Annotated in this window: 17 protein-coding genes and 1 riboswitch; of the genes, 4 read left to right on the top strand and 13 right to left on the bottom strand. The window is 33.2% G+C overall.

The window, feature by feature from the left end; all coding sequences use genetic code 11:
- Window positions 1-63: 63 nt before the first annotated feature.
- Both ABID96_RS08060 and ABID96_RS08055 read left to right on the top strand, forming a co-directional pair.
- Window positions 64-1,875: a dihydroorotate dehydrogenase gene (locus ABID96_RS08060; RefSeq protein WP_192601564.1), complete on the top strand. Its 1,812-nt coding sequence runs from the start codon at window positions 64-66 to the stop codon at window positions 1,873-1,875.
- A gap of 19 nt (window positions 1,876-1,894) precedes the next feature.
- Window positions 1,895-2,710, top strand: coding sequence for an alpha/beta hydrolase (locus tag ABID96_RS08055; protein WP_192601563.1), 816 nt, complete (start codon window positions 1,895-1,897; stop codon window positions 2,708-2,710).
- Between the two features lie 32 nt (window positions 2,711-2,742).
- On the opposite strand, the gene ABID96_RS08050 is transcribed toward ABID96_RS08055, so the two are convergent.
- The 5 genes from ABID96_RS08050 to ilvA all read right to left on the bottom strand — a co-directional run bounded on the left by ABID96_RS08050 (window position 2,743) and on the right by ilvA (window position 9,130).
- On the bottom strand, window positions 2,743-4,083 hold the full coding sequence (locus tag ABID96_RS08050) for an APC family permease (protein WP_192601562.1): 1,341 nt from the start codon (window positions 4,081-4,083) through the stop codon (window positions 2,743-2,745).
- A 32-nt stretch (window positions 4,084-4,115) separates the two neighbouring features.
- A complete protein-coding gene (tdcB, locus tag ABID96_RS08045) occupies window positions 4,116-5,114 on the bottom strand; it encodes a bifunctional threonine ammonia-lyase/L-serine ammonia-lyase TdcB (protein ID WP_192602045.1) in 999 nt (332 codons plus the stop codon).
- A 143-nt stretch (window positions 5,115-5,257) separates the two neighbouring features.
- Window positions 5,258-6,226 carry an L-threonine 3-dehydrogenase gene (locus tag ABID96_RS08040; protein WP_192601561.1) on the bottom strand — a complete coding sequence of 323 codons (969 nt, stop codon included), beginning with the start codon at window positions 6,224-6,226 and terminating at the stop codon, window positions 5,258-5,260.
- A gap of 53 nt (window positions 6,227-6,279) precedes the next feature.
- Entirely contained in the window at window positions 6,280-7,473 is a 1,194-nt protein-coding gene (locus ABID96_RS08035; protein ID WP_192601560.1) for a glycine C-acetyltransferase, read from the bottom strand.
- Between the two features lie 397 nt (window positions 7,474-7,870).
- Window positions 7,871-9,130 carry a threonine ammonia-lyase IlvA gene (gene ilvA, locus ABID96_RS08030; protein ID WP_192601559.1) on the bottom strand — a complete coding sequence of 420 codons (1,260 nt, stop codon included), beginning with the start codon at window positions 9,128-9,130 and terminating at the stop codon, window positions 7,871-7,873.
- A 221-nt stretch (window positions 9,131-9,351) separates the two neighbouring features.
- On the opposite strand from ilvA, the gene ABID96_RS08025 reads away from it, so the two are divergent.
- Window positions 9,352-10,233 carry a 5'-3' exonuclease gene (locus tag ABID96_RS08025; protein ID WP_192601558.1) on the top strand — a complete coding sequence of 294 codons (882 nt, stop codon included), beginning with the start codon at window positions 9,352-9,354 and terminating at the stop codon, window positions 10,231-10,233.
- 180 nt (window positions 10,234-10,413) lie between these two features.
- On the opposite strand, the gene ABID96_RS08020 is transcribed toward ABID96_RS08025, so the two are convergent.
- From ABID96_RS08020 to ABID96_RS07985, 8 genes are all read right to left on the bottom strand, one after another.
- Window positions 10,414-11,037, bottom strand: coding sequence for a class I SAM-dependent methyltransferase (locus tag ABID96_RS08020; protein ID WP_192601557.1), 624 nt, complete (start codon window positions 11,035-11,037; stop codon window positions 10,414-10,416).
- A gap of 164 nt (window positions 11,038-11,201) precedes the next feature.
- Window positions 11,202-12,656 carry an NAD(P)/FAD-dependent oxidoreductase gene (locus ABID96_RS08015; protein ID WP_192601556.1) on the bottom strand — a complete coding sequence of 485 codons (1,455 nt, stop codon included), beginning with the start codon at window positions 12,654-12,656 and terminating at the stop codon, window positions 11,202-11,204.
- 256 nt (window positions 12,657-12,912) lie between these two features.
- Window positions 12,913-14,046 (bottom strand): trans-sulfuration enzyme family protein, encoded by a 1,134-nt coding sequence (locus tag ABID96_RS08010; protein WP_192601555.1) that lies wholly within the window; start codon window positions 14,044-14,046, stop codon window positions 12,913-12,915.
- Between the two features lie 5 nt (window positions 14,047-14,051).
- A complete protein-coding gene (locus tag ABID96_RS08005; RefSeq protein WP_192601554.1) occupies window positions 14,052-15,221 on the bottom strand; it encodes a trans-sulfuration enzyme family protein in 1,170 nt (389 codons plus the stop codon).
- A 209-nt stretch (window positions 15,222-15,430) separates the two neighbouring features.
- Window positions 15,431-15,534: riboswitch (SAM riboswitch) on the bottom strand.
- Window positions 15,535-15,625: 91 nt separating this feature from the next.
- Window positions 15,626-17,899 (bottom strand): ATP-dependent DNA helicase, encoded by a 2,274-nt coding sequence (locus ABID96_RS08000; RefSeq protein ID WP_192601553.1) that lies wholly within the window; start codon window positions 17,897-17,899, stop codon window positions 15,626-15,628.
- Window positions 17,900-18,093: 194 nt separating this feature from the next.
- Window positions 18,094-18,327 (bottom strand): cyclase, encoded by a 234-nt coding sequence (locus tag ABID96_RS07995; RefSeq protein WP_192601552.1) that lies wholly within the window; start codon window positions 18,325-18,327, stop codon window positions 18,094-18,096.
- A gap of 222 nt (window positions 18,328-18,549) precedes the next feature.
- The gene (locus ABID96_RS07990; protein ID WP_192601551.1) at window positions 18,550-19,257 is read right to left on the bottom strand and encodes a hypothetical protein; all 708 of its coding nucleotides are present in this window, start codon (window positions 19,255-19,257) and stop codon (window positions 18,550-18,552) included.
- A gap of 158 nt (window positions 19,258-19,415) precedes the next feature.
- Window positions 19,416-20,690 (bottom strand): S41 family peptidase, encoded by a 1,275-nt coding sequence (locus tag ABID96_RS07985; protein ID WP_192601550.1) that lies wholly within the window; start codon window positions 20,688-20,690, stop codon window positions 19,416-19,418.
- Between the two features lie 293 nt (window positions 20,691-20,983).
- Between ABID96_RS07985 and ABID96_RS07980 the strand changes: the two genes are divergently transcribed.
- Window positions 20,984-23,587 carry an Ig-like domain-containing protein gene (locus tag ABID96_RS07980; RefSeq protein WP_192601549.1) on the top strand — a complete coding sequence of 868 codons (2,604 nt, stop codon included), beginning with the start codon at window positions 20,984-20,986 and terminating at the stop codon, window positions 23,585-23,587.
- Window positions 23,588-23,755: the final 168 nt, after the last annotated feature.

The following is a 23,755-nucleotide window of genomic DNA, read 5'->3' as shown; positions in this document are numbered from 1 at the left end:
TAATTATCATCAACTTCAAATTAAACTGTTATTAATAACAACTAGAAAAATGAGGAGTCAATTATGCCAGATTGGTCTTATCACACATTGTTTAAACCTTTATTATCAAATCTTCCTGCTAAAAGATCTCGAGAATTTATTCATCAGAGTATGGGATTCATTTCTTCAAACCCACTTGGAACTAAATTAATAGAATTTTTAGGACATATGAAAACTGATGAAATATTAGAACAAGAAATACATTCTATTATATTCGAGAATTCAGTTGGTTTATCTGCTTCCATTGACCCATTACTTAATGGAACAAATGCATTTATGAATTTAGGGTTTGGTTGCATTGAAATTGGGCCTATTACAGTGAATCCAGAATTTCATCCAACACCAAACATTCAATTAAAGCAAAATCTTTTAAAAGATTTTCATCTAGAAGAAACACTAGGTTTACAAGAAACGATTCAAAAACTTTCAAAGGTTAAAAAAACACATCCTTTAATTGCAAAAGTTCAATGTACAGTAGATGAATTTCAATTAATAGATTCTCAAATTTCAAAATTTGTAGATGTTTATGTTGTTGATCTTACTCTATTAAAACAATACGATAAAAATTCATGGCTAGCTTCAAAACCAATTTGTCTCTCGATTGATGTGGGTTCATTAGCTGATTTATCATTTGAAGAAATGAACAAGCTGTTTGACTCAATCATGATACAAAGTGATCCACTTTTATCGGATGTAGAAAATAAACAGTTGCTCATTCAGGCGATTAATCAATTACACGCAAACGGCTATGACAAACCAATTTTCACTTCTGGGGGAATTTCTGAACCAATTGATGCAGTTGAATTGTTAGAGGCAGGTGCAAAACTAGTATTTTTATCTCATGGGTATGTTTTAAGTGGTCCAGGACTTCCTAAACGAATAAACGAAGCAATTCTCCATCGTAAAGATCAACCAATCCAGCATAACAAGGATTGGAATTGGTATTTCTTATTTGGGTTCATCATGTTTGTTGGTGGTTTAATTGCATTATTGATTAGTTTAACAACTATTATTCTTCCATATGATGAATATTTTTTAAATACAAATAAAGAGAGCATTATCCAGTTTAATAATAGGATTCTACCATTTATGTCACATGACCGGATGACTCTATCAGGTACGATCATGTCCGGAGGAATTCTATTTATGTCACTAGCAAGATTTGGAATCCGTCCAGGCTATCATTGGGCTACTAAAGCCTCTAATATTAGTGCCATTATTGGTTTTATGGCGATATTCCTTTTTATTGGTTTTCAGTATTTCGATTGGTTGCATGCATTATTTTGGTTATTTTTATTACCACCTTTTCTGATTGGATATAAAAAAACGCGAAAACTAAAGAGGAAGCCAAACTCACAAAATTTACATAATCATCGATGTTGGAAAAATAGTTTAATAGGTCAGCTCGCTTTTATTATACTAGGTTTCGCTCTTTTAATAGGAGGCAGCATCATCTCTATAATCGGCATGACGACTACATTTGTTGAAACAGATTTAGCTTATTTATGTATAAGTCCATCACAAATTGATCAATTCAACCTGAATTTAATTCCTGTTATTTCACATGACCGGGCTGGTTTTGGTGGATCACTTGTTAGTGTTGGATTACTCGTTTTAATGATTTCTTTATGGGGATTTCAACAAGGGAAGAGATGGATTTGGTGGACATTACTTTTTGGTAGTTTACCAGCCTTTATCACAGCAATTGGTGTTCATATTTTAATAGGATACACAGATTTTATCCATCTTCTCCCCCCTATCGTTGCACTGCTATTATTAATAGCTGGATTGGTGATGTCTTATCAGTTTTTCCATCTAAAAGACCAATCCAAATAAAGAAGAAAGAAGGCATTCAATGAATCAATTAGAGATTTTTGAAATATATAGTCCAGAATTGGATCGAATGAAAACAATCAGAGTATTTTTACCTTTAGACTATGATGCAGATAAAATGAAAACATATGATGTAATCTATATGCATGATGCTCAAAATCTATTTGATCCGAAAACTTCATCATATGGACATCATTGGAAAGTGCCAGAAACACTAAATGCACTTCAAATATCTAATCAGATAAAAGGATATATTGTAGTCGGGATTGATTGTAATCTTGAAGAACAAAGCCGCAAACGACTTGACGAATACTCTCCTTGGGTCAATTCTAATTTGAGTCAATTTTTTGGAGAAGAAACGTCAGCTGGCGGTGAAGGTTTTCAATATGTAGAATTCCTAGTTAAAACTGTTAAGGCTTATATTGATGAACATTACCGAACAAACACTAATAAAGAAAATACAATCATTGCAGGAAGCTCGATGGGAGCTGTCATCTCATTAGTTGCCGGATTTTTATACCCTAACATTTTTACGAAAATCGGAGCATTTTCAACTGCAGCGTGGTTTGCAAAGGAAGAACTATTTCAATTCTTGAAAGACCATTTCGAGCAAACATCTTCGAAAATCTATTTAGACATTGGTAGAAATGAAGGAAGTAATGATGACATATCTGGCACAAATGTTTATGTTTCTGATTCAATTGAACTAAATGATTTATTCCTCACTTTGGGTCAATTAAAAGATGATATGAAATTTGTCATTGAAGAAAATGCTAAACATAACGAAATTGCATGGGCGAATCGTTTTCCAACATTTATACTTTGGATGACAAAATAAAAAGCTGAGATTATACTCAGCTTTTTTGTATTTTAATCCACAGATTTTAAATGCTTATTACGCAACGAATAATAAATTGGTAATCCAATTAATGTTAATACAATCCCATAAACAGCCAACATGGTTTGAGTGAATAAAGTATTGACTACGATAAATACCCCTCCAATGATCGCTACTAGGATGACAACCGGAAAGAAAGGTACTTTGTATGGTCTGTTTAAATTTGGTTCTCTTTTACGTAAAATGATAACTGCAATAAATGTCATCGTATAGAAAATCCAAATTACAAACACAAGCATATCCGTTAATACTTCAAACCCACCTAGTAACATCATAATAATCGCTACTAATAAAATAAACAATCCTGCATTAGAAGGTGCACCGGTTTCTGTAAGTTTACCAAACCATGTACTAAAAGGTAATTTATGTTCGCGAGCCATCACATATGGAATTCGCATTCCAGTCATCGTGTATCCATTAATTGTTCCAAATACAGAAATTAAAATACCGATGGATACGATTTTCCCTCCTATTTGTCCGAACAATATTTTAGAAACCTCTGATGCGGGAGTTGTTGTTGCTGCTAGTTGATCTGCAGTCATTACCATTAAAAAGGCAATATTAATTAATAAATAAACGACCATTACAGCTGACAAACCAAAAACAATTGCTTTTGGTAAATCTCGTTTTGGATTTTTCATTTCTCCTGCAATATTTCCAACATGTATCCATCCATCGTAAGCAAACATCGTTGCTAGTAGTCCTGAACCTAATGCTGTCAAAAAAGATTGGTCAGTTCCTGATTCGATTGGAAATAATTGAAATGGTACAGTTCCTTTGTGTAGAAAGCCAAAGATAATTAAAATAATCAATGGTATAAGCTTACAAATCGTAAAAATGGTTTGTATTCCACCTGCTGTTTTTGCTCCTAAAAAATTCATAAAAGTAATGAATGCTGCAACTATAACCGCTACGATAGTGACCTTAAATTTATGTTCATCCGCACTCAATCCAAAAATCGTTACTGCTTGTGTGCCAAAAATGATTGAAAGAGCCGCAATATTTGCAGGAAAATAAATGATTGTTAGTGCCCAACCTAATAAGAATGCTGTAAGGTCTCCATATGTATGCTTTAAATAGGCCATCATGCCTCCTGTTTTTGGGATCGCAGCGGCTAATTCTGCTCCTGACAATCCTGCACATATCGTAATAATTCCACCTAACAACCATGCTAGTAATCCTAGACTTGCTGAACCAGTTGAACCATAAACGGCTGTCGCTTTAAAGAATACCCCTGCTCCAATTACTGTTCCAATTACAGTAGTTAACGCTGCAAGAAAACCCATTTCTTTTTTTAAAGCTTGTTCAGTCATCTAATCCCTCTTCTCGTTTGACTACTAAAATTTTATTTAATCTCGTTCCCAAAGAAATGTTCACAAACGCTAGATATTCTTTCTAAATCAACATTTCCTCCAGAAATGATTGCAACTACTTTTTTGTCTTTAACATATCGCTCAACTTTCCCAGAAAGTAATGCAGCCGTTGCTAATGCGCCGGCTCCTTCTACTACAACTTTCCCTCGTTGAAGTAAGTCTTTCATTGCTACTTCAAGTTCATCTTCACTTACTATGACAATATCATCTACAAGTTCTTTTACTATTTCAAACGTCATTTTACCAGGTACCTTAACTGCACACCCATCTGCGATTGTCGGTGCAACATAATGACTAACGATCTCACCTGCATCAACAGAAGCTTTCATTCCATGAACATTTTCCGCTTGTACACCAATAATCTTTATTGAAGGATTAAACGACTTTAACGCTACTGCAATCCCAGCAATCATTCCTCCACCGCCGATTGGAACAATAACTGTGTCAACATCCCAAAGCTCGTCTAAAATTTCTAAGCCAATCGTTCCTTGACCTGCCATCACATATAAGTCATCAAATGGGTGTATGAATGTTTCTCCAGTTTCACTTCTAATTCTTGCACACTCTTCTTTTGCGTCATCAAAGGTCTCACCATATAAAACAATATTTGACCCATACCCCTCAGTAGCTTCAACTTTTGCTCTTGGAGCTGTTGCGGGCATGACAATTTTACTTTTCACGTTTAGTAATTTTGAAGATAATGCAATTCCTTGCGCATGATTTCCTGCTGAGCAAGCAATGATACCATGTTCTTTTTCTTCTAATTTCAAATGTTTAATTTTGTTATAGGCACCTCGAAATTTAAATGAACCTGTTAATTGCATGTTTTCTAATTTTAAATACACTTCTCCACCGGTTTTTGCAGTCATATAAAAAGATTTTACTAATGGAGTCGTCCGTACATTACCACTTAAAACTTCACGTGCATTTTTAATATCTTTAATCGTTAATGAAAGATTTTTTTCTGAAATTGACGACACGAAATACACCCTTTCATCATTTTTTATTTACCAAAAAATAGCATATACATTCAGTTTGCTTCAAAACCGGACAAACCATTCGAGACATAAAAAAAGAAGGAGAACAGTTTCTCCTTCTTTTAACAAACATTTAATTAAGAAATTACTTCGTTTGCAGATAATTTCACTGCTAATTTTTCTAACATATCTTCAGTCATTTTATCTAAATCAAATTTTGGATCAAAGCCCCATTCTTCTTTTGCAGCAGAACAGTCGATTGAATTTGGCCAAGAATTAGCAATTCCTTGTCTAATCGGATCTACATCAAAGTCGATTGTAAAATCAGGTATTTTCTTTTGAATTGCAGCCGCAATTTCTGTTGGTTCAAATGACATTGCCGTAATATTGAAAGCATTTCGGTGCTTTAATTTTTTAGGATCTGCTTCCATTAATTTAATAATAGCCTCGATTGCATCTGGCATATACATCATATCCATATAAGTTCCTGCAGAAATAAATGAAGTATATTTTTTATGTTTTAATGCTTCATAGTAAATATCAACAGCATAATCAGTCGTTCCACCACCTGGAACTGTATCATAAGAAATTAATCCTGGGAATCTAACCCCACGTGTATCAACTCCGAATTTTTCAAAGTAATAATCACATAGTAATTCTCCAGCTACCTTAGTTACACCATACATAGTTGTTGGGCGTTGAATTGTGTCTTGTGGTGTTTGATCTTTTGGTGTACTTGGTCCAAATGCACCGATTGAACTTGGCGTAAAGAATTTTAATCCTAATTCTCTTGAAACTTCCAATGCATTCACTAAGCCACCCATGTTTAAGTCCCAAGCTAATTTCGGTTTCGCTTCGGCAACTGCAGATAATAATGCAGCTAAATGGATGAATGTATCAACTTCATATTTTTTAGCAATTTCCAACATTTTATCTTGATCCATCACATCTAATATCTCAAAAAGACCTGTTTCAGTAATCGGACTTCCTTCAATACGACGGATATCCGTTGCGATTACATTATCAATTCCGTATTCTTGTCTTAGACGGGTGGTTAATTCTGAACCAATTTGGCCTAAACAACCTGTAATTAATATTTTTTTCATTCACTTACTCCACCTTTAACTATGATAAACAACTAGTAATATTATTGTATATGTTATTGAATTACGTTTAGTTCGCGTCCAACTTTTTCATAAATCGCTAATACTTCATCAAGCATTTCTTTCGTATGAGCTGCAGTCGGCATATTACGAATTCGTCCTGTACCAAGTGGAACTGTTGGGAAAACGATTGATTTAGCATATACTCCTTCTTCATATAAACGTTTAGAGAATGTTTGAGTAAGGTTTTCATCCCCGATAATACATGGAGTAATTGGTGTTTCCGAATCTCCAATGTTAAATCCAAGTTTTGATAGACCTGCTTTTAAATAATTGCCATTTTCCCATAGTTTTTCGATAGTCTCTGGCTCTTCTGACATGATTCGAATAGCTTCAATACATGCCGCAGCTGCTGCAGGTGTTAAAGAAGTTGAGAATAAAAACGGACGAGCACGAACTTTTAACCAGTCAATTAATTGTTGTGACCCCGCAACATATCCACCAACTACTCCTACTGCTTTAGAAAGTGTACCGATTTGGAAATCAATTTTATCTGATAGACCAAAATGTTTTACTGTTCCGGCTCCATTGCCCATAACGCCAGAACCATGAGCATCATCTATATATGTAATTAAACCGAATTCTTCTGCAATTTTTACGATTTCAGGAATATTTGCTACATCTCCATCCATTGAAAAAACGCCATCTGCTATGTACATTACTTTTTCATACTGTCCACTTGTAGTTGCTTCTCTTGCTTTCTCTCGTAAATCATCCATATCTTGGTGTTTTACTCGAATGATTTTTGCACCAGAAAGTCGGCAACCATCAATAATTGAAGCGTGATTTAATTCATCAGAAAGGATTGCATCTTTTTTACTCATTACTGCTGAAATTGCACCCATATTACAATTAAACCCTGATTGGAAAGCGATAGCAGCTTCTGTTTTCTTAAACTTAGCAATTGTTTTTTCTAATTCATCATGAATATCCATCGTACCATTTATTGTACGAACAGCACCTGCTCCAACGCCGTATTTTTCAGTAGCATCTAATGCAGCTTTTATTAAACGTGGTTCAGTAGCAAAGCCTAAGTAATTGTTTGAAGATAAATTAATAAATGTTTTGCCTTCAATTTTAATTTTCGATTCATTAGATCCTTGAAGTGGGTTAATCTCGTTGTAGAGCCCTTTCTCTTTTAACTCTTGTAATTGTGGAGTTAAAAATGCTTCTAATGTCTTACTTGACATATTACCAGCTCCTTCATCGTAATTGATTCATTTATTTTTTAGTTTAATTGTTAGGATTAGCCTCTTTTTTGTTTATTTTATACTTAATTAATTTAAATATAAAAAAATAATGAATAAAGCGCTTATTTATTTTCCAAATTTCTGTATAACCTAAAATAAAAATCAACTTGTAAACCGTTTTCTCGAGGCGTTCCGAATACAATTATAAATCGGAGAACTAACATTAGGAATACTTTTGTCTAAATTTATAAGAAATAAATCAACTTTTTTTATATTTATTGTTTTTCTTAGTATTAACAACAGATTTTTCCGAACAATTGATATTTTATTCAGAACATTAAGATTATTAAACACTAAAAAAAGCTGAATGGATTTCCATTCAGCTTCCCCTTAAATATTATATTAGTAAATTAAACAGTGTAGGATTATTGTTTATTTCCATGAACTGAATGCCATGCAAATTCATTCGATCTAATAATGCAGCGTAATCAGATTTTGATGCCAATTCAATCCCAACTAAAGCGGGACCATTGTCTTTATTATTCTTCTTTGTGTATTCAAATCTTGTAATGTCATCATTTGGTCCTAATACTTGATCAAGAAATTCACGTAATGCCCCAGAACGCTGTGGGAAATTGATAATAAAATAATGCTTCAAGCCTTCATGAATTAAGGAGCGCTCTTTTATTTCCTGTAAGCGATCAATATCATTATTTCCTCCACTTACTATACAAACTACATTTTTACCCTTTATTTCGTCTTTAAATAGTTCCAAAGCTGCAACAGAAAGTGCACCTGCTGGTTCAGCGATGATTGCATTTTTATTGTAAAGTTCTAAAATTGTTGTGCATATTTCTCCTTCAGGAACAGCAACAACTTGATCTAACACTTCCTTACATATCTCATACGTCATATACCCAACTTGCCCTACGGCAGCACCATCTACAAATTTTTCAATTGTTGGAAGCTTTACGACTTGCCCATTAGATATTGATTCTGCCATTGACGCAGCACCGAGTGGTTCAACACCAATGATTTTTGTTGAAGGACTAATTCCTTTTATGTAAGTTCCAACACCGGCGCTTAATCCACCGCCTCCAATTGCAACAAATAAATAGTCAACAGGTCGATCAATCTCATTTAATATTTCAACTGCTACTGTTCCTTGTCCAGCAATTACATCTAAATCATCAAATGGATGAATAAACGTCATGTTTTGTTCGTCACAGTAGTCTTGAGCATTTTGATTTGCTATATCAAACGTATCACCAACTAAAATAACTTCTACAAAAGCACCACCGAAGAATTTCACTTGTGATACTTTTTGATTAGGAGTTGTTGTTGGCATAAAAATTTTGGCATGTACTTGAAGTTGATTACATGTATAAGCTACTCCTTGTGCATGATTCCCTGCACTAGCACAAACGACGCCATTTAGTCTTTGAGCTTCGGTTAAATTACTAATTTTATAATAGGCACCTCGAAGCTTAAAAGATCGAATGATCTGTAAATCCTCTCTTTTTAAATACACATGACTATCATATTTTTCACTTAGCATGTCACTAATCTGCAAAGGAGTTTTGTTTGTTACCTCTTTTAACGTATTATAAGCTACTAAAATTTCTTCGATCTTGACTGTGCTTTTTACTTTTTCCATTTTACTACCTTCCCTTTGCAATTTATTGGGTTCAAAATTTTATATAATCTCCATTATAGTAAAAGTTAAAAGAATAATAAACAGAAAATTCAATATTTTTGTTACAATTTTATTAATAAAATATATTTAATCTTATGAAATCAATCGTAATGTTATCTTTTAAGATGTAATATGCTATGATTCTTATATGAAAATATAAACTTATAGGTGGATATAAAAATATGGATAATCATACTTTATTATTAATTGATGGTTTCAATTTGTTAAGTAGAGGCTATTTTGCTACATCTTATGGCAGAAGTGATGATCAGCTTTCTAAAACAAAAGACGGTGTATATACAAACGCATTACGCGTGTTTATTCCAAAATTATTTAGCCTGATTCGTGAACATGAAGTTAGTCATGTAGCAATTACTTGGGATGTAAAAAGAGAAGAAACTGATCGTAGAATCAAGTATGATTTTTACAAAGCTACTCGCGGAGAACTACCGACGCCACTTATTGAGCAATTTTTGACTTTAAAGACAGTTTTAGAAGAAATAGGTATTGCCCAATTAGAAATGTCACCATATGAAGCAGATGACTTAATCGGTACTCTTTCTAATAAATGGAGTCATTCGATTCAAAATAAATGCTATATTTATAGTAACGATCGAGACTTACTACAATTATTAAATGAACATACTTCTCAAATAATCGCCCAAAAAACAGGTGAAATCATTTATTCTATCGAGCATTTTAACAATGATTATGGAATTCATCCTAAACAATGGGTTGATGTAAAAGCGTTATTAGGAGATTCAAGTGATAATATTCCTGGATGCCCTGGTGTTGGTGAAAAATCAGCTATTCCATTAATTCAACAATATCAATCAGTTGAAGAACTATATGAAAATATGGAAAATCTAGATCCTAAATTTAATCGTTATAAAAAGAAATTAATTGCCGGTAAAGATTCAACCATTATTAGTAAAGAATTATCAGCAATCATGATTGATATTCCTCATTTTGAAGATTATACATTTGAGGACTTAAAGTTAAGTATTAATGAAGATAACTTAACAAATAAATTACAAGAATTGGAAATTCGTATTAGAAGATAAAAAATATAAAAAGAGAACTAATTTGAATTAGTAACTCTGTTACTATGGATAAAACTAAAATATAAAATTACATTTTATTTCACAGTAAACAACAACGAAAAAAGCTCAGAGTATTTATATGACTCTGAGCTTTACTTTGTATAAGTTTTATTTTTATAAAAGCCTTCTTTAAGATTATCGTCAAGCGTTAATTTTGCTGAGGATAATCTTTCTGTACATACCATTAAACATTACTGGATTATTTTCTTTAACAGATAAAGTATCTTTATTTTTCTCACACAATTTTTCAAAGTTAATCCCTATGTCAGTACCTAATAATTTAATGAACGGTCTAATTGCTTTTTTTAAAGGAGAAAGTACTTTATCTTTTGGTGTAAATTTATCAAATATGATAACTTCTCCATTTGGCTTCAAAACTCTCAACATCTCTTTAAGGCACTTATCTGCATCTGGAACAACCGATAACACAAGACTTGCTATAACTACATCAAAACGACTATTACTAAAATCCATAGCTTGAGCATCCATTTTAATGAATTGTATTGAAGAGTCTTTAAATTTATCTCTAGCCATTTTAAGCATATCATCAGAATGGTCAATTGCTATAATTTCCAATCCATTGTGATCAATCAGTTCCAAATCTGCCCCTGTTCCAACTCCAACGAATAGTAGTTTTTGATTTCTAGCAAATTGCTTTTCTTGAAATATCTCTTTTCGTGCTTTGAGAAATAGCCCTGTGTTAAAAAACTTATCGTATACAGGGGACCAAAGTTTATATATCAACCCGTTCCACTGATTGTTCATTTCATCACCTCATTTTATGAACAGCATACGCAATTAAACTGCCCGTAAACGGAACAAGAATTAATATTCTTCTCTTTATATTTTAACATAAATTTCCAAATACCCCCTAATCGCAAATAAAACCTCTAATGTTTATTTTCATTAGAGGTTTTATTTTTTGATGATTAAACTGATACTAATTCTTTTTCTTTTACATTTGCTTTTTTTACGATATCACGTGCAATCCACACACCACATGCACTGGCTTGTGCAAGACCTCGAGTAACTCCTGCTCCGTCTCCACCTAAGTAAAGACCAGAGATTTCGCTCTCAAAGTGTTCATTTAATTTTGGACGAGCTGAGTAGAATTTTGCTTCAACACCATAAAATAATGTGTGTTCTGATGCAATACCAGGTGTTACTTGGTTTAATGCTTCTACCATTTCAATTAAGCTCTTCATTGTATTATAAGGTAAGACTAGCCCTAAATCACCAGGTACAGCTTCTTTTAATGTTGGCTCTAAGAAGCCTTCTTTAATTCGTTTTTCTGTAGAGCGTCTTCCTTTTAAAATATCACCATATTTTTGAACGATAACGCCACCATGTGAAAGCATGTTAGCCAATCTTGAAACCTCGTGAGCATATTCATTTGGTTTATCAAATGGCTCTGAGAATTGGTGAGATACTAAAAGTGCAAAGTTAGTATTCGGACTTCCAAGCTTAGGATCTTTATATGCGTGACCATTAGCTGTCATAATACCCGAATGGTTTTCGACTACAACATGACCTGACGGATTACTACAGAATGTTCTGACTTTTGTCCCCACTGATGTATTAAATACGAATTTACCTTCATATAAATGCTTATTGATCTCTTCCATTACAATATCAGAAGTTTCTACACGTACACCAATATCTACTTGGTTTGTAGTCATTTTTAGACGACGTTTTTTCATTACTTCTGTTAACCATTTTGATCCGTCTCGACCTGGTACAATGACAACTTTCTCAGCTGAAAGTTCTTCACCATTTTTTAATTTGATTCCTTTAACAACATGAGAACCATCTACTTTTTCAGTAATTAAATCTTCAACTTCTGTTTTATATTTCATATCAATTTTCGTCTTTAAGTATTCAAATATGCTTTTTAAAATCTCAAGATTTTGTTCTGTACCTAAGTGTCTAACTTGAGCACGTAATAATTTTAATCCTGCAGCGTAACCACGTCTTTCAATATCTCTTACTTCATCAGTAAGTGGATCTGTAATTGACTCTGTTGCACCATGTTGTAAATTGATATCGTCTACATATTTAATTAAGTCTACTACATCAGAAGGTGATAAGTAGTCAGTCATCCAACCACCAAATTCACTAGTGATATTAAATTTACCATCTGAGTATGCGCCTGCTCCACCAAAACCATTTGTGATTGAACATGCTGGTAAACAACCAGAAAAATCTTTTTTACCTGCTGCTGGCGGACATTTTTCAATTTTCTTTTGTAGAATTGGACAATGTCTTGCGTATATATCATGACCTTTATCGACTAATAAAATTTTTGCGTTCGGCATTTTTAACGTTAATTCATAACAAGTAAATACTCCTGCTGGACCTGCTCCAACCACTATAACATCATACATATATTTATACCCCCATTTAAGGTCTGAGTTTTTTTAATTTTAAGTTAAGTTCTGATCAACCTAAAATAGAATACCATCATTATGAAACGGTTTCAAGTAAAAATACGAACATTTTTATATTTTCATTACTAAATATTCGTTAATAAATAATTTATATACAATTTTTTACATATATTAGTAATTTCCATTACGTTTTCATCCGTTATTTGATAAATCAAAAAAAGTATGGAATAATGTTTATTCCATACTTCTTCCTTTATCTTAATGCTTTTTGGAAACTTTCAATTAAATCCTCAACATCCTCTAAACCAACTGAAACACGAACTAATGTATCCTTCACACCAAGTCTTTCTCTAACATCCTTTGGAATTGCTGCATGTGACATCTTCACAGGATAAGAAACAATTGTTTCTACGCCACCAAGAGACACTGCTACTGCGACATTTTCTACTTTTTGTAAAAAACGAATTGTTTGATCAATTGTTTTTAAAGTAAATGACAATACCGCTCCCCCACCACTTGCTTGCTCAAAATGTATATCATGTCCTGGATGTTCTTTCAGACCTGGATAGTATACCTCTTCAACACATTCATTTGTTAATAACCAATTTGCTAATTTCTGTGCGGTTTGTTCATATACATCCATCCGAACTTTTAATGTTTTCAGACCTCTTAATGTTAACCAACAATCCTGTGGACCTAAAACAGCACCAAATGAATTTTGTATAGTGTATAAATCTCTTGCCAACTCTTCAGATTTAACAACCGCTAAACCACCAATTACATCGCTATGTCCTGCGATAAATTTCGTCGCACTATGAACGACGATATCAGCACCCAAATCTAAAGGTTTTTGGAAATAAGGTGACAGAAAACTATTATCAACAATTACAATTACATCATTTCTTTTCGCAATCTTAATTGCTTCCCTTAAATCAGTAATTTTCAGCAATGGGTTTGAAGGCGTTTCTAAATACAGTCCCTTTGTATTTGACTTGATTGCTGATTCAATTTCACTAATTTCTGATGCATCAACAAATGTAAATTCAATTCCAAATCGATTGAATACTTTAGTCGCTATACGAAACGTTCCTCCATAAACATCTTCACAAATAACAATATGATCTCCTGCTGAAAAAAGAGAGAGAACTGAGGAAATAGCTGCCATTCCTGATGAAAAAGCAAATCCTCTAACGCCGTTTTCTAATTGAGCAATCGTACTTTCTAAAGCTTCTCTCGTCGGATTTCCACTTCTTGCATAATCATATTTACCTATATTTTCAATATTGGGTTGATGGAAAGTTGATGCTTGATAAATCGGAATGCTTAAAGCACCTGTATAAGGGTCAACTTCATTACCATTATGAATTAATTTCGTACCAAATTTCATATTCATCACCCTAATGCATTCTCTAAATCGATTAGTAAATCATCTATATGTTCTATACCAACAGACAATCTTAATGTATGGTCATCTAGACCAAGTTTTCTTTTAAAATCCTCTGGCATTTCTGAATGAGTTTGTGTATGTGGGTAAGTAATCAGTGACTCTACCCCACCTAAACTTTCAGCAAATGTTATGACTTTTACACTGCTAAGCACTTTTTCTACAATACTTACATTTTTCACTTTAAACGAGATCATCGCGCCAAAGCCACTTGCTTGTTCTTTTATAATTGAATATCCTTTGTGATTTGGAAGTCCTACGTAAAATACGTCTGTTACATTTGGGTGATTTTCTAGAAACTCTGCAAGAGTAATCGCATTTCTTTGACAATATTCCATTCTTACATGTAATGTTTTAATTCCTCTTAAAATAAGCCATGAATCAAATGGAGCTAAAGTAGCGCCTGTTGATTTTTGATAAAAGCGAATTCTTTCATTTGTTTTCTCCGAGTTTGTCACTACAAATCCCGCTAAAGTATCATTATGACCACCTAAATATTTCGTACCACTATGAACAACGATATCTGCTCCTAATTCGATTGGTCTAAAGAAATACGGCGTTAAAAAAGTATTATCAACGATCACAACGATATTTCGTTCTTTGGCAATTTCAACAACTCGTTTTAAATCAGTAACTTTCATCATTGGATTTGAAGGTGTTTCAATAAAAATACCTCTTGTGTTTTCTTTAATAGTGTCTAGAATATTATCAATTTCCGTAGTATCAACAAAATTATGCTCAATCCCATACGGCGAATAAATTTCTTCAAATAATCGATATGTACCACCATATAAGTCATCAGAAACAATTACGTGATCGCCTTTTTTAAATAAACTAAGTACTGCAGTGACAGCAGCATTACCTGTAGAAAATGCTACTCCAAACTCTGCATTTTCTAATTTTGCTACTGTGTTTTCAACTTCTTCTCGAGTAGGGTTTTGTAAACGAGCATAATCATATCCGGTTGATTGGTGAAGTCCCTCATGTTTAAATGTTGCTGATTGATAAATTGGGTAACTTATTGCACCTGTTAATGGATCATATCCTTTACTACCATGTACTGCAACCGTCTCAATTGATTTTTGTTTCGATTTTGAAACCACATTCGTATTTGTCATATTGAAATCCTCCATTTATCAAACTGTCTAGTTCCAGACGTTAGCAGCTCGAGGGGTCATTAGCCAAAATCTCAGTAAAGGTTTTAAAACAACCTTTTTTGATCTTCATCTAATGTTTCTCGTTGCTGAGCGAACGCCTTCTACAATTCAAAACAAAAAACCACTTCCTAAAAAATAAGAAGTGGTTATGTCTCAAAATAAACATATCGTCCTTATCTTCCAGGTTTATACCTGCAGGATTTAGCACTTTCTAGTATAAAACTAGAGTTGCCGGGTTTCGTCGGGCCAGTCCCTCCACCGCTCTTGATAAGAATATTTAATTTTATAATTACAAGTATATTAATAAATCTGACAATTATCAATCATTATTTGAATTTTTTATTTTTTAATGCATTATTACCTACTTATTTCCATTCGTCAGGCATTAAATTTTGATAAAGCATACTTTGATATCGATCATCGATTAATAATAATGTACCTTCATCTTCTTCAGAACGTATGACACGTCCACCAGCTTGCATTACTTTATTCAGCCCAGGGAACACATATGAATAATAATAACCGTTTTTACCAACTTCATTAAAATGATCTCTTAAAATATTTCTTTCTAAACAAAGCTGTGGTAAGCCTACACCAACAACTACTACTCCATTTAATCGATCACCTTTTAAGTCGATTCCTTCTGAAAAGATTCCACCAAGTACAGCAAATCCTACAAGTGTTTCTGCATTATTTTGATCAAATTTAAGTAAAAAATCTTCTCGTTCCTCTTCAGTCATACTATTTTCTTGGATAATTATTTCGACTTCTCCATACTTCTCAGTAAACAATTCAACACTTTGGCTCAAATACTGATAAGATGGAAAAAAAACTAAATAATTGCCTTTTTTAGCGCTAATATTCTCATAAATAGATGATACTAATTGGTCTAATGTTTTTGAACGGTCATTAAATCTTGTTGAAATCGGATTTACATCAACCTTTAACTGTTCTTTTGAAAATGGTGAGTCTATTTTTATTGTATAATCACGTTCAATATCACCAAGCATATCTTGAAAATATTGAAGAGGTGTTAACGTTGCTGAAAAATAAATTGTAGAGTGAAATTTTTTGATCACATCATTTACAATTGTTGATGGATCAATGCAAAATAGTTTCATTTGAACTTCACTTTTAAACATTTCTAAATACGAAACATATTTTTCATCATAGTAACTAACAATCTTTACAAAATTTTGGGATTCAAAATATGTATCTAACAACAATTGCTTACGTTCAGGATCATCTTCATCTGGTAGACTTAATTCTGCAATCTCTACAAACTTCCTTATTAAATCAACAAATTCTTCATCTAAATTACCCCAGACTGGCATTTTTTGATCTTGCCATTTTTTTCGAAGATTAATGAAGGATTGATTGATAATACTCACACTCTCAACTAGTGATACATTTATTCCTTTATATTGCCTTTTTAATTCAAGAAACTTTGACTTATATAAACTTGAAGAATACATGTCTCTAGCGCGATCAACAAGATTATGCGCCTCATCTATTAATAAAACTGAATTTCGTTTATGTTCATCGAATAATCTTTTAAGTGATACTCTTGGATCAAATATATAATTCACATCACAAATAATCGCATCTGCTGTATTTGTTAAATCTAGTGAATATTCAAAAGGACAAACTGTATGTTTTCTTGCATATGCTTCTATCTTCTCTCGACTTAGCAATTTTTCATTAGATAAAATATCTAACACAGCTTCATTAATTCGATCATAATAGCCATTTGCAAACTCACAATAATCCTTGTCACAAATTGTTTCTTCTTTGAAACATATTTTATCTTTGGCTGTTAGTGTTGTACATGACATACATAAACCTTGTTTTGTCATCCGGCCAAATGCTTCTTCTGCAACTGTACGAGTGATTGTTTTAGACGTTAAATAAAATAACCGATTCGTTGTGGCATCACCAATTGCTTTCACTGCTGGAAAAATAGTAGAAACTGTTTTTCCAATTCCTGTCGGAGCGACAGCAAATAAATTATTTCCATCTTGTATCGATTGATAAACAGCTCCCGCTAACTTTCTTTGACCATTTCTAAAGGATGGAAATGGAAATCTCAATTCTTTTATAGAATCATTCCGTTTTTCGATGTGATCGTATTTCCATTTAGCAAATGGGTAATAAATTTTGAACACATTTTGAACGAACTCGTACAATTCTTGCTGAGAAAAGGCTAATAAAAACCTCTTTTTCACTTCAGTATGAATATTTACATACGTTAGCTGGATCGATATATATTCAAGATTTAATTCTTTACAAATAAGATAACCATAAACTTTTGCTTGTGCCCAATGAACGGGATAAGAGTTTTCATGATATAAACTTAGATCTTTTGCAGTTGATTTTATTTCTTCTATTATATATTTTTCATTTCTAAACAAGAGACCATCACATCGACCTTCTATTTGAAACGTTAAATCTTCATATTTAATTGTTCCAGAAGTCATTCTTTCCTTAAAATCTGACTCATTATATAAATTTTGAATTTTTTGATGTGCTTTTGTTCCATCTACTAATGAAACAGTATTTTGATACCCTATATCAATACTTCCGCTTTTATGAGCGTACTCAACTAGCGAACGTACAGATACTTTTATCATATTTTCCATTCTGAGTACACTCCTTTTTTATTATATTTTACCACAAACAGTGATCATATGTTCGCTTTATAAATAAAATCGAATGAAGGAATAATGTTTAATGTTTCAAATCCGAACATTAACAACCTTTTTAAAAAGTGGACTTTTAAAAATGAATAAGAAAAAGACTGCTAAATTTAGACAGTCTCTATCTTAAATTCTACTTATTTATCAAAGCTCTCATCGGTCTGTATTCTCTTATGTTTTTCATTAATTATTTTTTTGTTAAGTATTCTAACTTCGCCAACCATTAGCAATCTCATATCTTCAACTATATATTTGGCTAACTCTTCGTCAGAAATGTCATCTCCGTCAATATCAAGACGAAAATCCTGTCCTTGTAAGCCTCCACCATTAGTAAACTCGTTTTCAAAGTCAAATTGAACTCTTTTATCCATTTTAAATCCACCTTTTTTAGATTTAGATTGATTATTATATTCATATTCTAGTTGGATGAAACAATGAGCTTTTGATCTTCCCTGTCAGATCGTTTAGCATTGACAATAATATAAGGAGAGGAAGATTAAAAAACAATCATTTTAGAAGAATATATAACCTGCTTATTTACATATGTCTAATCCTACTAAAGCATGTGTAAGGTGAACAAAGAATACTGAATATTAGTTTGGAATAAATGCTTCAAACTCACTTGATAATATAGATGTATTCCCTGGATGCCAGAAATAAGTTTCCCCGTCAAATTGCATATCAAACTGATAAGCTATTGGTTCGCCTGTATATAAAATAATTTCAAAATATGCAGGGTCACCTATTGTTTCTTCATGTATGAAATTTGGATTTTCTTTACTACTACTCAAAATTTTTAGGAAAGCATTTAATTTGCCTGTATCTTGTATCTCCGTAATCATTTTCGAATTAGGTGCATAACCTTGATAGATTTCTATCGCATTCACTTTTTCAATTGGTACATTCTTAAAATGCCATCGATAGTTAGTTTTATCTCTTGCATAATAAACGCTATATCCATTTATAGTATTCTTGTCTTTTAATGCGAGTAAGTCAGGGTTACCTTCAATTGAATAAATTTCTGTTCCTTTCTCATGAAATGCAGCATCTCCATTTTTGATCTTGTACCCCGAATTCGTGACATTGTCTGCTACTTTAAACTTTACTTCCCCTATTTTTTCACCAATGAACTGCTCATCAGCTAAAATACCCGAACGGATTCCTTCGTACTGTATACCATCCCATTTCACGAAGTCAATCCAATCAATGACTGCTTGACCACCTAGTAGATTAGATCGACAACCTACTAATAGAAATAGCAATAAGATAAATAATACTAAAAACTTATTTAATCGTCTCATCTGTACCCCCTCAATTTTAAAGCTTTTCACACACCTTCATTCTATTATTCTTTTTTACAGTTAATTAGTGCTTTTTCATAAAGTAGAGGATCATGAAATGATTAACCTCTATTTGTTAATGCATGCGTTCACAAGATATGTTAACTTTCTTCGTTATTTTACACACCTAATGAAGTTAACATTGAAATTGCAGTTTTTAAATCAATATCATCTTCTATATGCTTAGGACTCCATGGAATATAAATATCTGGTTGAATCCCTATTCCTGACATTCCTTTCCCATTGTCAATTCGTGATAATCGGGAAGTAGGATACAGTAATTCAAATTCATTATTCCATTTCATACTAACTAAATTGGTATAATCATTTAATCCTTTTGTTGGTCTTCCAATAACGGTTACCTTGCTAGATTGCTTGCAAATCTCTACAAAGGAGTCTCCTGAACTACCACACATACAATCTGTTAATATAACGATCTTATTGGGTGTTTTTTTCCCTTTGAAAATAGTCGAAGAAAACAGTTCTTCAAAATTAAATTCTACAAACCCTTTTCCTTTATTTCTTTCCCATTCTTTCCTCATGACATTTAAAAATAATAGTGTTTGTTTATCTTGAGTATTTTCTATGTCTCTATCAAGTTCAATCAATTGGCGTTTTGTGTTTTCATTCGTACAATTGAATAGCATCTTCTCTTCTGAATCTTCCAGATCCACCCCTTCTTCAGGCATTACATAAGTAAGAAGTGGATAAAAACTAGCATCACTACCTCCGTAATTTGTTCGAACATCGATAATCCACTGCTCAGTTGATTCTAGTAAATTATGATTTTCTTTTAACATATTTGAAATTGCTTCAGGATCCATAAAATCTGTCATCGTCATTTTTAAAATATTCTCAGATATTGACCTAACTGAATACGTAGGAGAATAGGGAGGTTTTTCATATAAGTTAAATTGAAAAAATCTTTGATTACCATTTAAATCTTCAATTTCCCCATACTTATATAAAGAAAGGATGGGCGTCCAATTTTCCCGTTCGGCAGATTCATCGAACAACAATCTTTTATGTAATTCAACCAATTCAGGAACTGTTAAGCCTTCTAAAGATTTGAAGAACATACCGCATTTTAGCCTATTTTCACTACTAAGCTCAGTTACATACAATCTATCATCATATCGGCGTACTTGAAAACCAATTTCTTTTTTTCTAGTTTTAACTGCATCGTTCTGTAAGAAGTATACGTGCTGATCCTTGAAATCTAATAAATAGTCCTTAACAATCTCAGTAAAGGATTCCTTAGTTAGTTTATTATTCACTTTTAAATCTTTAATTTTCTGTAAAAAGTGTTCAGGGTTATCCCAGCCTTTTTTGTCTTTAAAACCAGAATAATCGTGATGCATAATTTGTACAATTTCTTTAAAAATAGATTCCAACTAATTCACCTCATATACTTAAAAACTTTCTATTAGAAGAATTCTATTTTTATCCAAAATTTTCCTTTTTGTTCAACTAACATTATACACAATAAATAATAGACTACATATAGATGTAGCCTATTTCTGTTGAATTAACTTCTTTGCCAAATATTTGAAAAAAAAGCCACAACACGTTTCCATTTATTAACATATTCAATGGCTCTTTTCTTATGTTTTAAACAACACCCTTATGCTAGAATAATAGATGGTCGATGGAGAAAGAAGACCACGTTTAGAATAGGGGGAAGAACATGAAGAAATTTAACATCATTTTACTGATGTTTAGTCTTGTAATTAGCAGTCTATTGCCAATCAAGATGCTCGACAAATCAGTAAAAGCAGCAACAAGTCCAATTCCAATTGGATTTTCTCCAAGTGATATGGTAGCCGATCCAGATTATCCGATCGTTTATCTAACCAAAACAGGCAGTAAAAATTTATACGCAGTCAATTATGAGACTGGGGTTATCAAACCAATCGCATTGCCGTTTCCATCCGAGCATGTGGAAATATATGGAGACAATGTGTATGCCACACTCCAAAAAGTCTCTCATAACGCATACAGTGGTGGAAATGGCGGAATCGCAGTCATCAACCGTCAGTCACTGACATTAACAAAAAGCGTCAATGTGAATGTCGATCCGTTTGACATTGCAATTGACAAAGATGGGTATCTCTATATCACGCCTGGTTCGGGCCAATGGGTGAAATTGAAAGTCTATCATTTGGATGATTTTAATGAAATCACGACACCAAATTTCTACTACAGTTTATATGCCCAATCATCAATTTTTTATAGTAAAGAAAATTCTAAACTTTATACAATTGATACAACTGTTTCGCCAAGAGATATTCAAGCGTTTGAAGTGGACAAAGGACAAATAATCAATTCATATGATTCTCCTTATCATGGGGATTACGACCTCGAAGAAGAATCAAATATCACTCCTGATGGGTTACATCTATACAACCATCACGGGGGCGTTTTTGATCTTACACCACTTCAAGCAGGAGACATGCAATACTCGCTTGGAATGGGCGAAGATTACAATGATTTCGCATTTAGTTTAGAAAATCAGTTAACATTCGCAGCGAATGCATATGGCGGAATCGATGTCTTTACCTACAATACAGATGAGTTATTATATACGCTAAAAGACGAGATCTATCCCGAGAAATTAGCATTCCAGAACAACGGGCTAATAGTGGTGTACAGTGATGAAAAAGACAAATATTTTCTTGAGTATGTTAAAGAGATTAAACCAGCACCTTTTGCGTTAAGTGATAGTGCGGTTATTGATATCGATACGGAGTTATCTACCACACCGCCGAAACTTACAAACGGTATGACAGGTGTACCAGTGAACTCATTGTTCATGCTAAAATTTCCACAAACGGTAAGAATTGCTGATTTTAATGGCATCACACTAACAGGACCAAACGGCAATGTACCGTTTGAAGCGGAAAGTGATCATGGCTATTTACTGATTCAACCAGAGAAACTGGATACCTTGACAAATTATACTTTAACCATTCAGCAAAATGCCCTAACAGGGTATTTAAACGAACCTTTACAATCGTCTTACACCTTTTCATTCAAAACCAAAATGCCAGCGATTACAAATGTGACACTTTATGCAGATACGCAAAACGAACCAAAATCTTATGTGTTTACTGCAAGTGCAACAGGTGGACAAGATCCAGAATATCAATTTTTAATTGAAGAAAACGGTATATGGAAAGTGCTTCAAGGATACAGTCAAACAGCGAACTTGACATGGGTTCCAACACGAAAAGGAACTTTCCATTTTAAAGTGCTGACAAGAAGTAAGGGGTCAACCATCGCATATGAACGTTCTGCTGAAATATATCAATCGGTAAATGATTACTATAGTCCAGCACTCGAACTAACAAAAAGTACAAACGAATTAACAAACAAACCGGTGACCATTACCGCTACGGCAACCGATAATGTCGGAATTGATTCAATTCGTTTACCAAATAATCAAATCGTTCGTGGCGACACGTCGACCTACTCTGTTTCACAAAATGGAACATACCATTTTGTCGCAACCGATTATTACGGAAATGTTACTGAAAAAGATGTAACGATTACAAACATTGATACCACGCGTCCAACACTTGATATCGTTCCAAGTACGACTGAACCGACAAAGAATGATGTCTTATTAACAGTAAAAGCAAGTGACGCATCTGGGATTGCAAAAATTGTACTACCAGACGGAACAGAAGTAAACACAGGGAATGCAACGTTCTCAGTGAACAATAACGGAACTGTTTCCTTCATCGCAGTAGATTTAGCAGGTAATCAAACGACGAAAACGTTCGTCGTCTCTAATATAAACTATATTGCTTCACCTGTTGTGAGTCCAATCTGGAATTCACATACTAGTATAAAAGGGAAAACCCTCCCAAATGCCAAGGTTACCGTAAAAGTCGGTACAAAAACAATTGGGGAAAAAATAGCGTTAGCGGATGGAACATTTGCCATTTCGATTGCAAAACAAACAGCAGGAAAAACCGTCCAAATCATTGCTGAAAAGAATGATGTTCAAAGTGCTCCAACTAGTTTGAAGGTGCTAGATAAAATCGCGCCGGCAAAGCCAGTGGTGAACAAAGTTACGAACAAAACAACAGTGATCACAGGGAAAGCAGAAAAGTATTCAACTGTTTATGTGTACCGAGGTTCGAAATACCTTGGAAAAGCAAAAGCCGATTCAAAAGGGAATGTTCGAATTAAAGTTGCCAAACAACAAAAAAACTCGAAGCTAACAGTATATGCAATCGACAGTGCAAAAAACAAAAGCGCTAGTACAATTGTAAAAGTCTATTAAATAAAAACAGACTCGTGGAGATTCCACGGGTCTTTTTCAATGTTCAACTTAGAAATAATTACCAGTATGTTCGTAATATGAACTATTAGTTTAAATTTTTCTTTAAAAGATTTTTGATTAGGAATGATTTCTCCTATTTTCATTTTTCCTTAGTGATTAATAATACAC

Source organism: Gottfriedia sp. OAE603 (assembly GCF_040543965.1).
GTDB classification, from domain to species: Bacteria; Bacillota; Bacilli; order Bacillales; family Bacillaceae_G; genus Gottfriedia; species Gottfriedia solisilvae.
This window is presented reverse-complemented; position numbering and strand designations above follow the sequence as displayed.

Coding starts and splice junctions, on each gene's coding strand:
- ABID96_RS08060 (WP_192601564.1), top strand. CDS start 64: ATGCCAGATTGGTCTTATCACACATTGTTTAAACCTTTATTATCAAAT.
- ABID96_RS08055 (WP_192601563.1), top strand. CDS start 1,895: ATGAATCAATTAGAGATTTTTGAAATATATAGTCCAGAATTGGATCGA.
- ABID96_RS08050 (WP_192601562.1), bottom strand. CDS start 4,083: ATGACTGAACAAGCTTTAAAAAAAGAAATGGGTTTTCTTGCAGCGTTA.
- ABID96_RS08040 (WP_192601561.1), bottom strand. CDS start 6,226: ATGAAAAAAATATTAATTACAGGTTGTTTAGGCCAAATTGGTTCAGAA.
- ABID96_RS08035 (WP_192601560.1), bottom strand. CDS start 7,473: ATGTCAAGTAAGACATTAGAAGCATTTTTAACTCCACAATTACAAGAG.
- ilvA (WP_192601559.1), bottom strand. CDS start 9,130: ATGGAAAAAGTAAAAAGCACAGTCAAGATCGAAGAAATTTTAGTAGCT.
- ABID96_RS08025 (WP_192601558.1), top strand. CDS start 9,352: ATGGATAATCATACTTTATTATTAATTGATGGTTTCAATTTGTTAAGT.
- ABID96_RS08020 (WP_192601557.1), bottom strand. CDS start 11,037: ATGAACAATCAGTGGAACGGGTTGATATATAAACTTTGGTCCCCTGTA.
- ABID96_RS08015 (WP_192601556.1), bottom strand. CDS start 12,656: ATGTATGATGTTATAGTGGTTGGAGCAGGTCCAGCAGGAGTATTTACT.
- ABID96_RS08010 (WP_192601555.1), bottom strand. CDS start 14,046: ATGAAATTTGGTACGAAATTAATTCATAATGGTAATGAAGTTGACCCT.
- ABID96_RS08005 (WP_192601554.1), bottom strand. CDS start 15,221: ATGACAAATACGAATGTGGTTTCAAAATCGAAACAAAAATCAATTGAG.
- ABID96_RS08000 (WP_192601553.1), bottom strand. CDS start 17,899: ATGGAAAATATGATAAAAGTATCTGTACGTTCGCTAGTTGAGTACGCT.
- ABID96_RS07995 (WP_192601552.1), bottom strand. CDS start 18,327: ATGGATAAAAGAGTTCAATTTGACTTTGAAAACGAGTTTACTAATGGT.
- ABID96_RS07990 (WP_192601551.1), bottom strand. CDS start 19,257: ATGAGACGATTAAATAAGTTTTTAGTATTATTTATCTTATTGCTATTT.
- ABID96_RS07980 (WP_192601549.1), top strand. CDS start 20,984: ATGAAGAAATTTAACATCATTTTACTGATGTTTAGTCTTGTAATTAGC.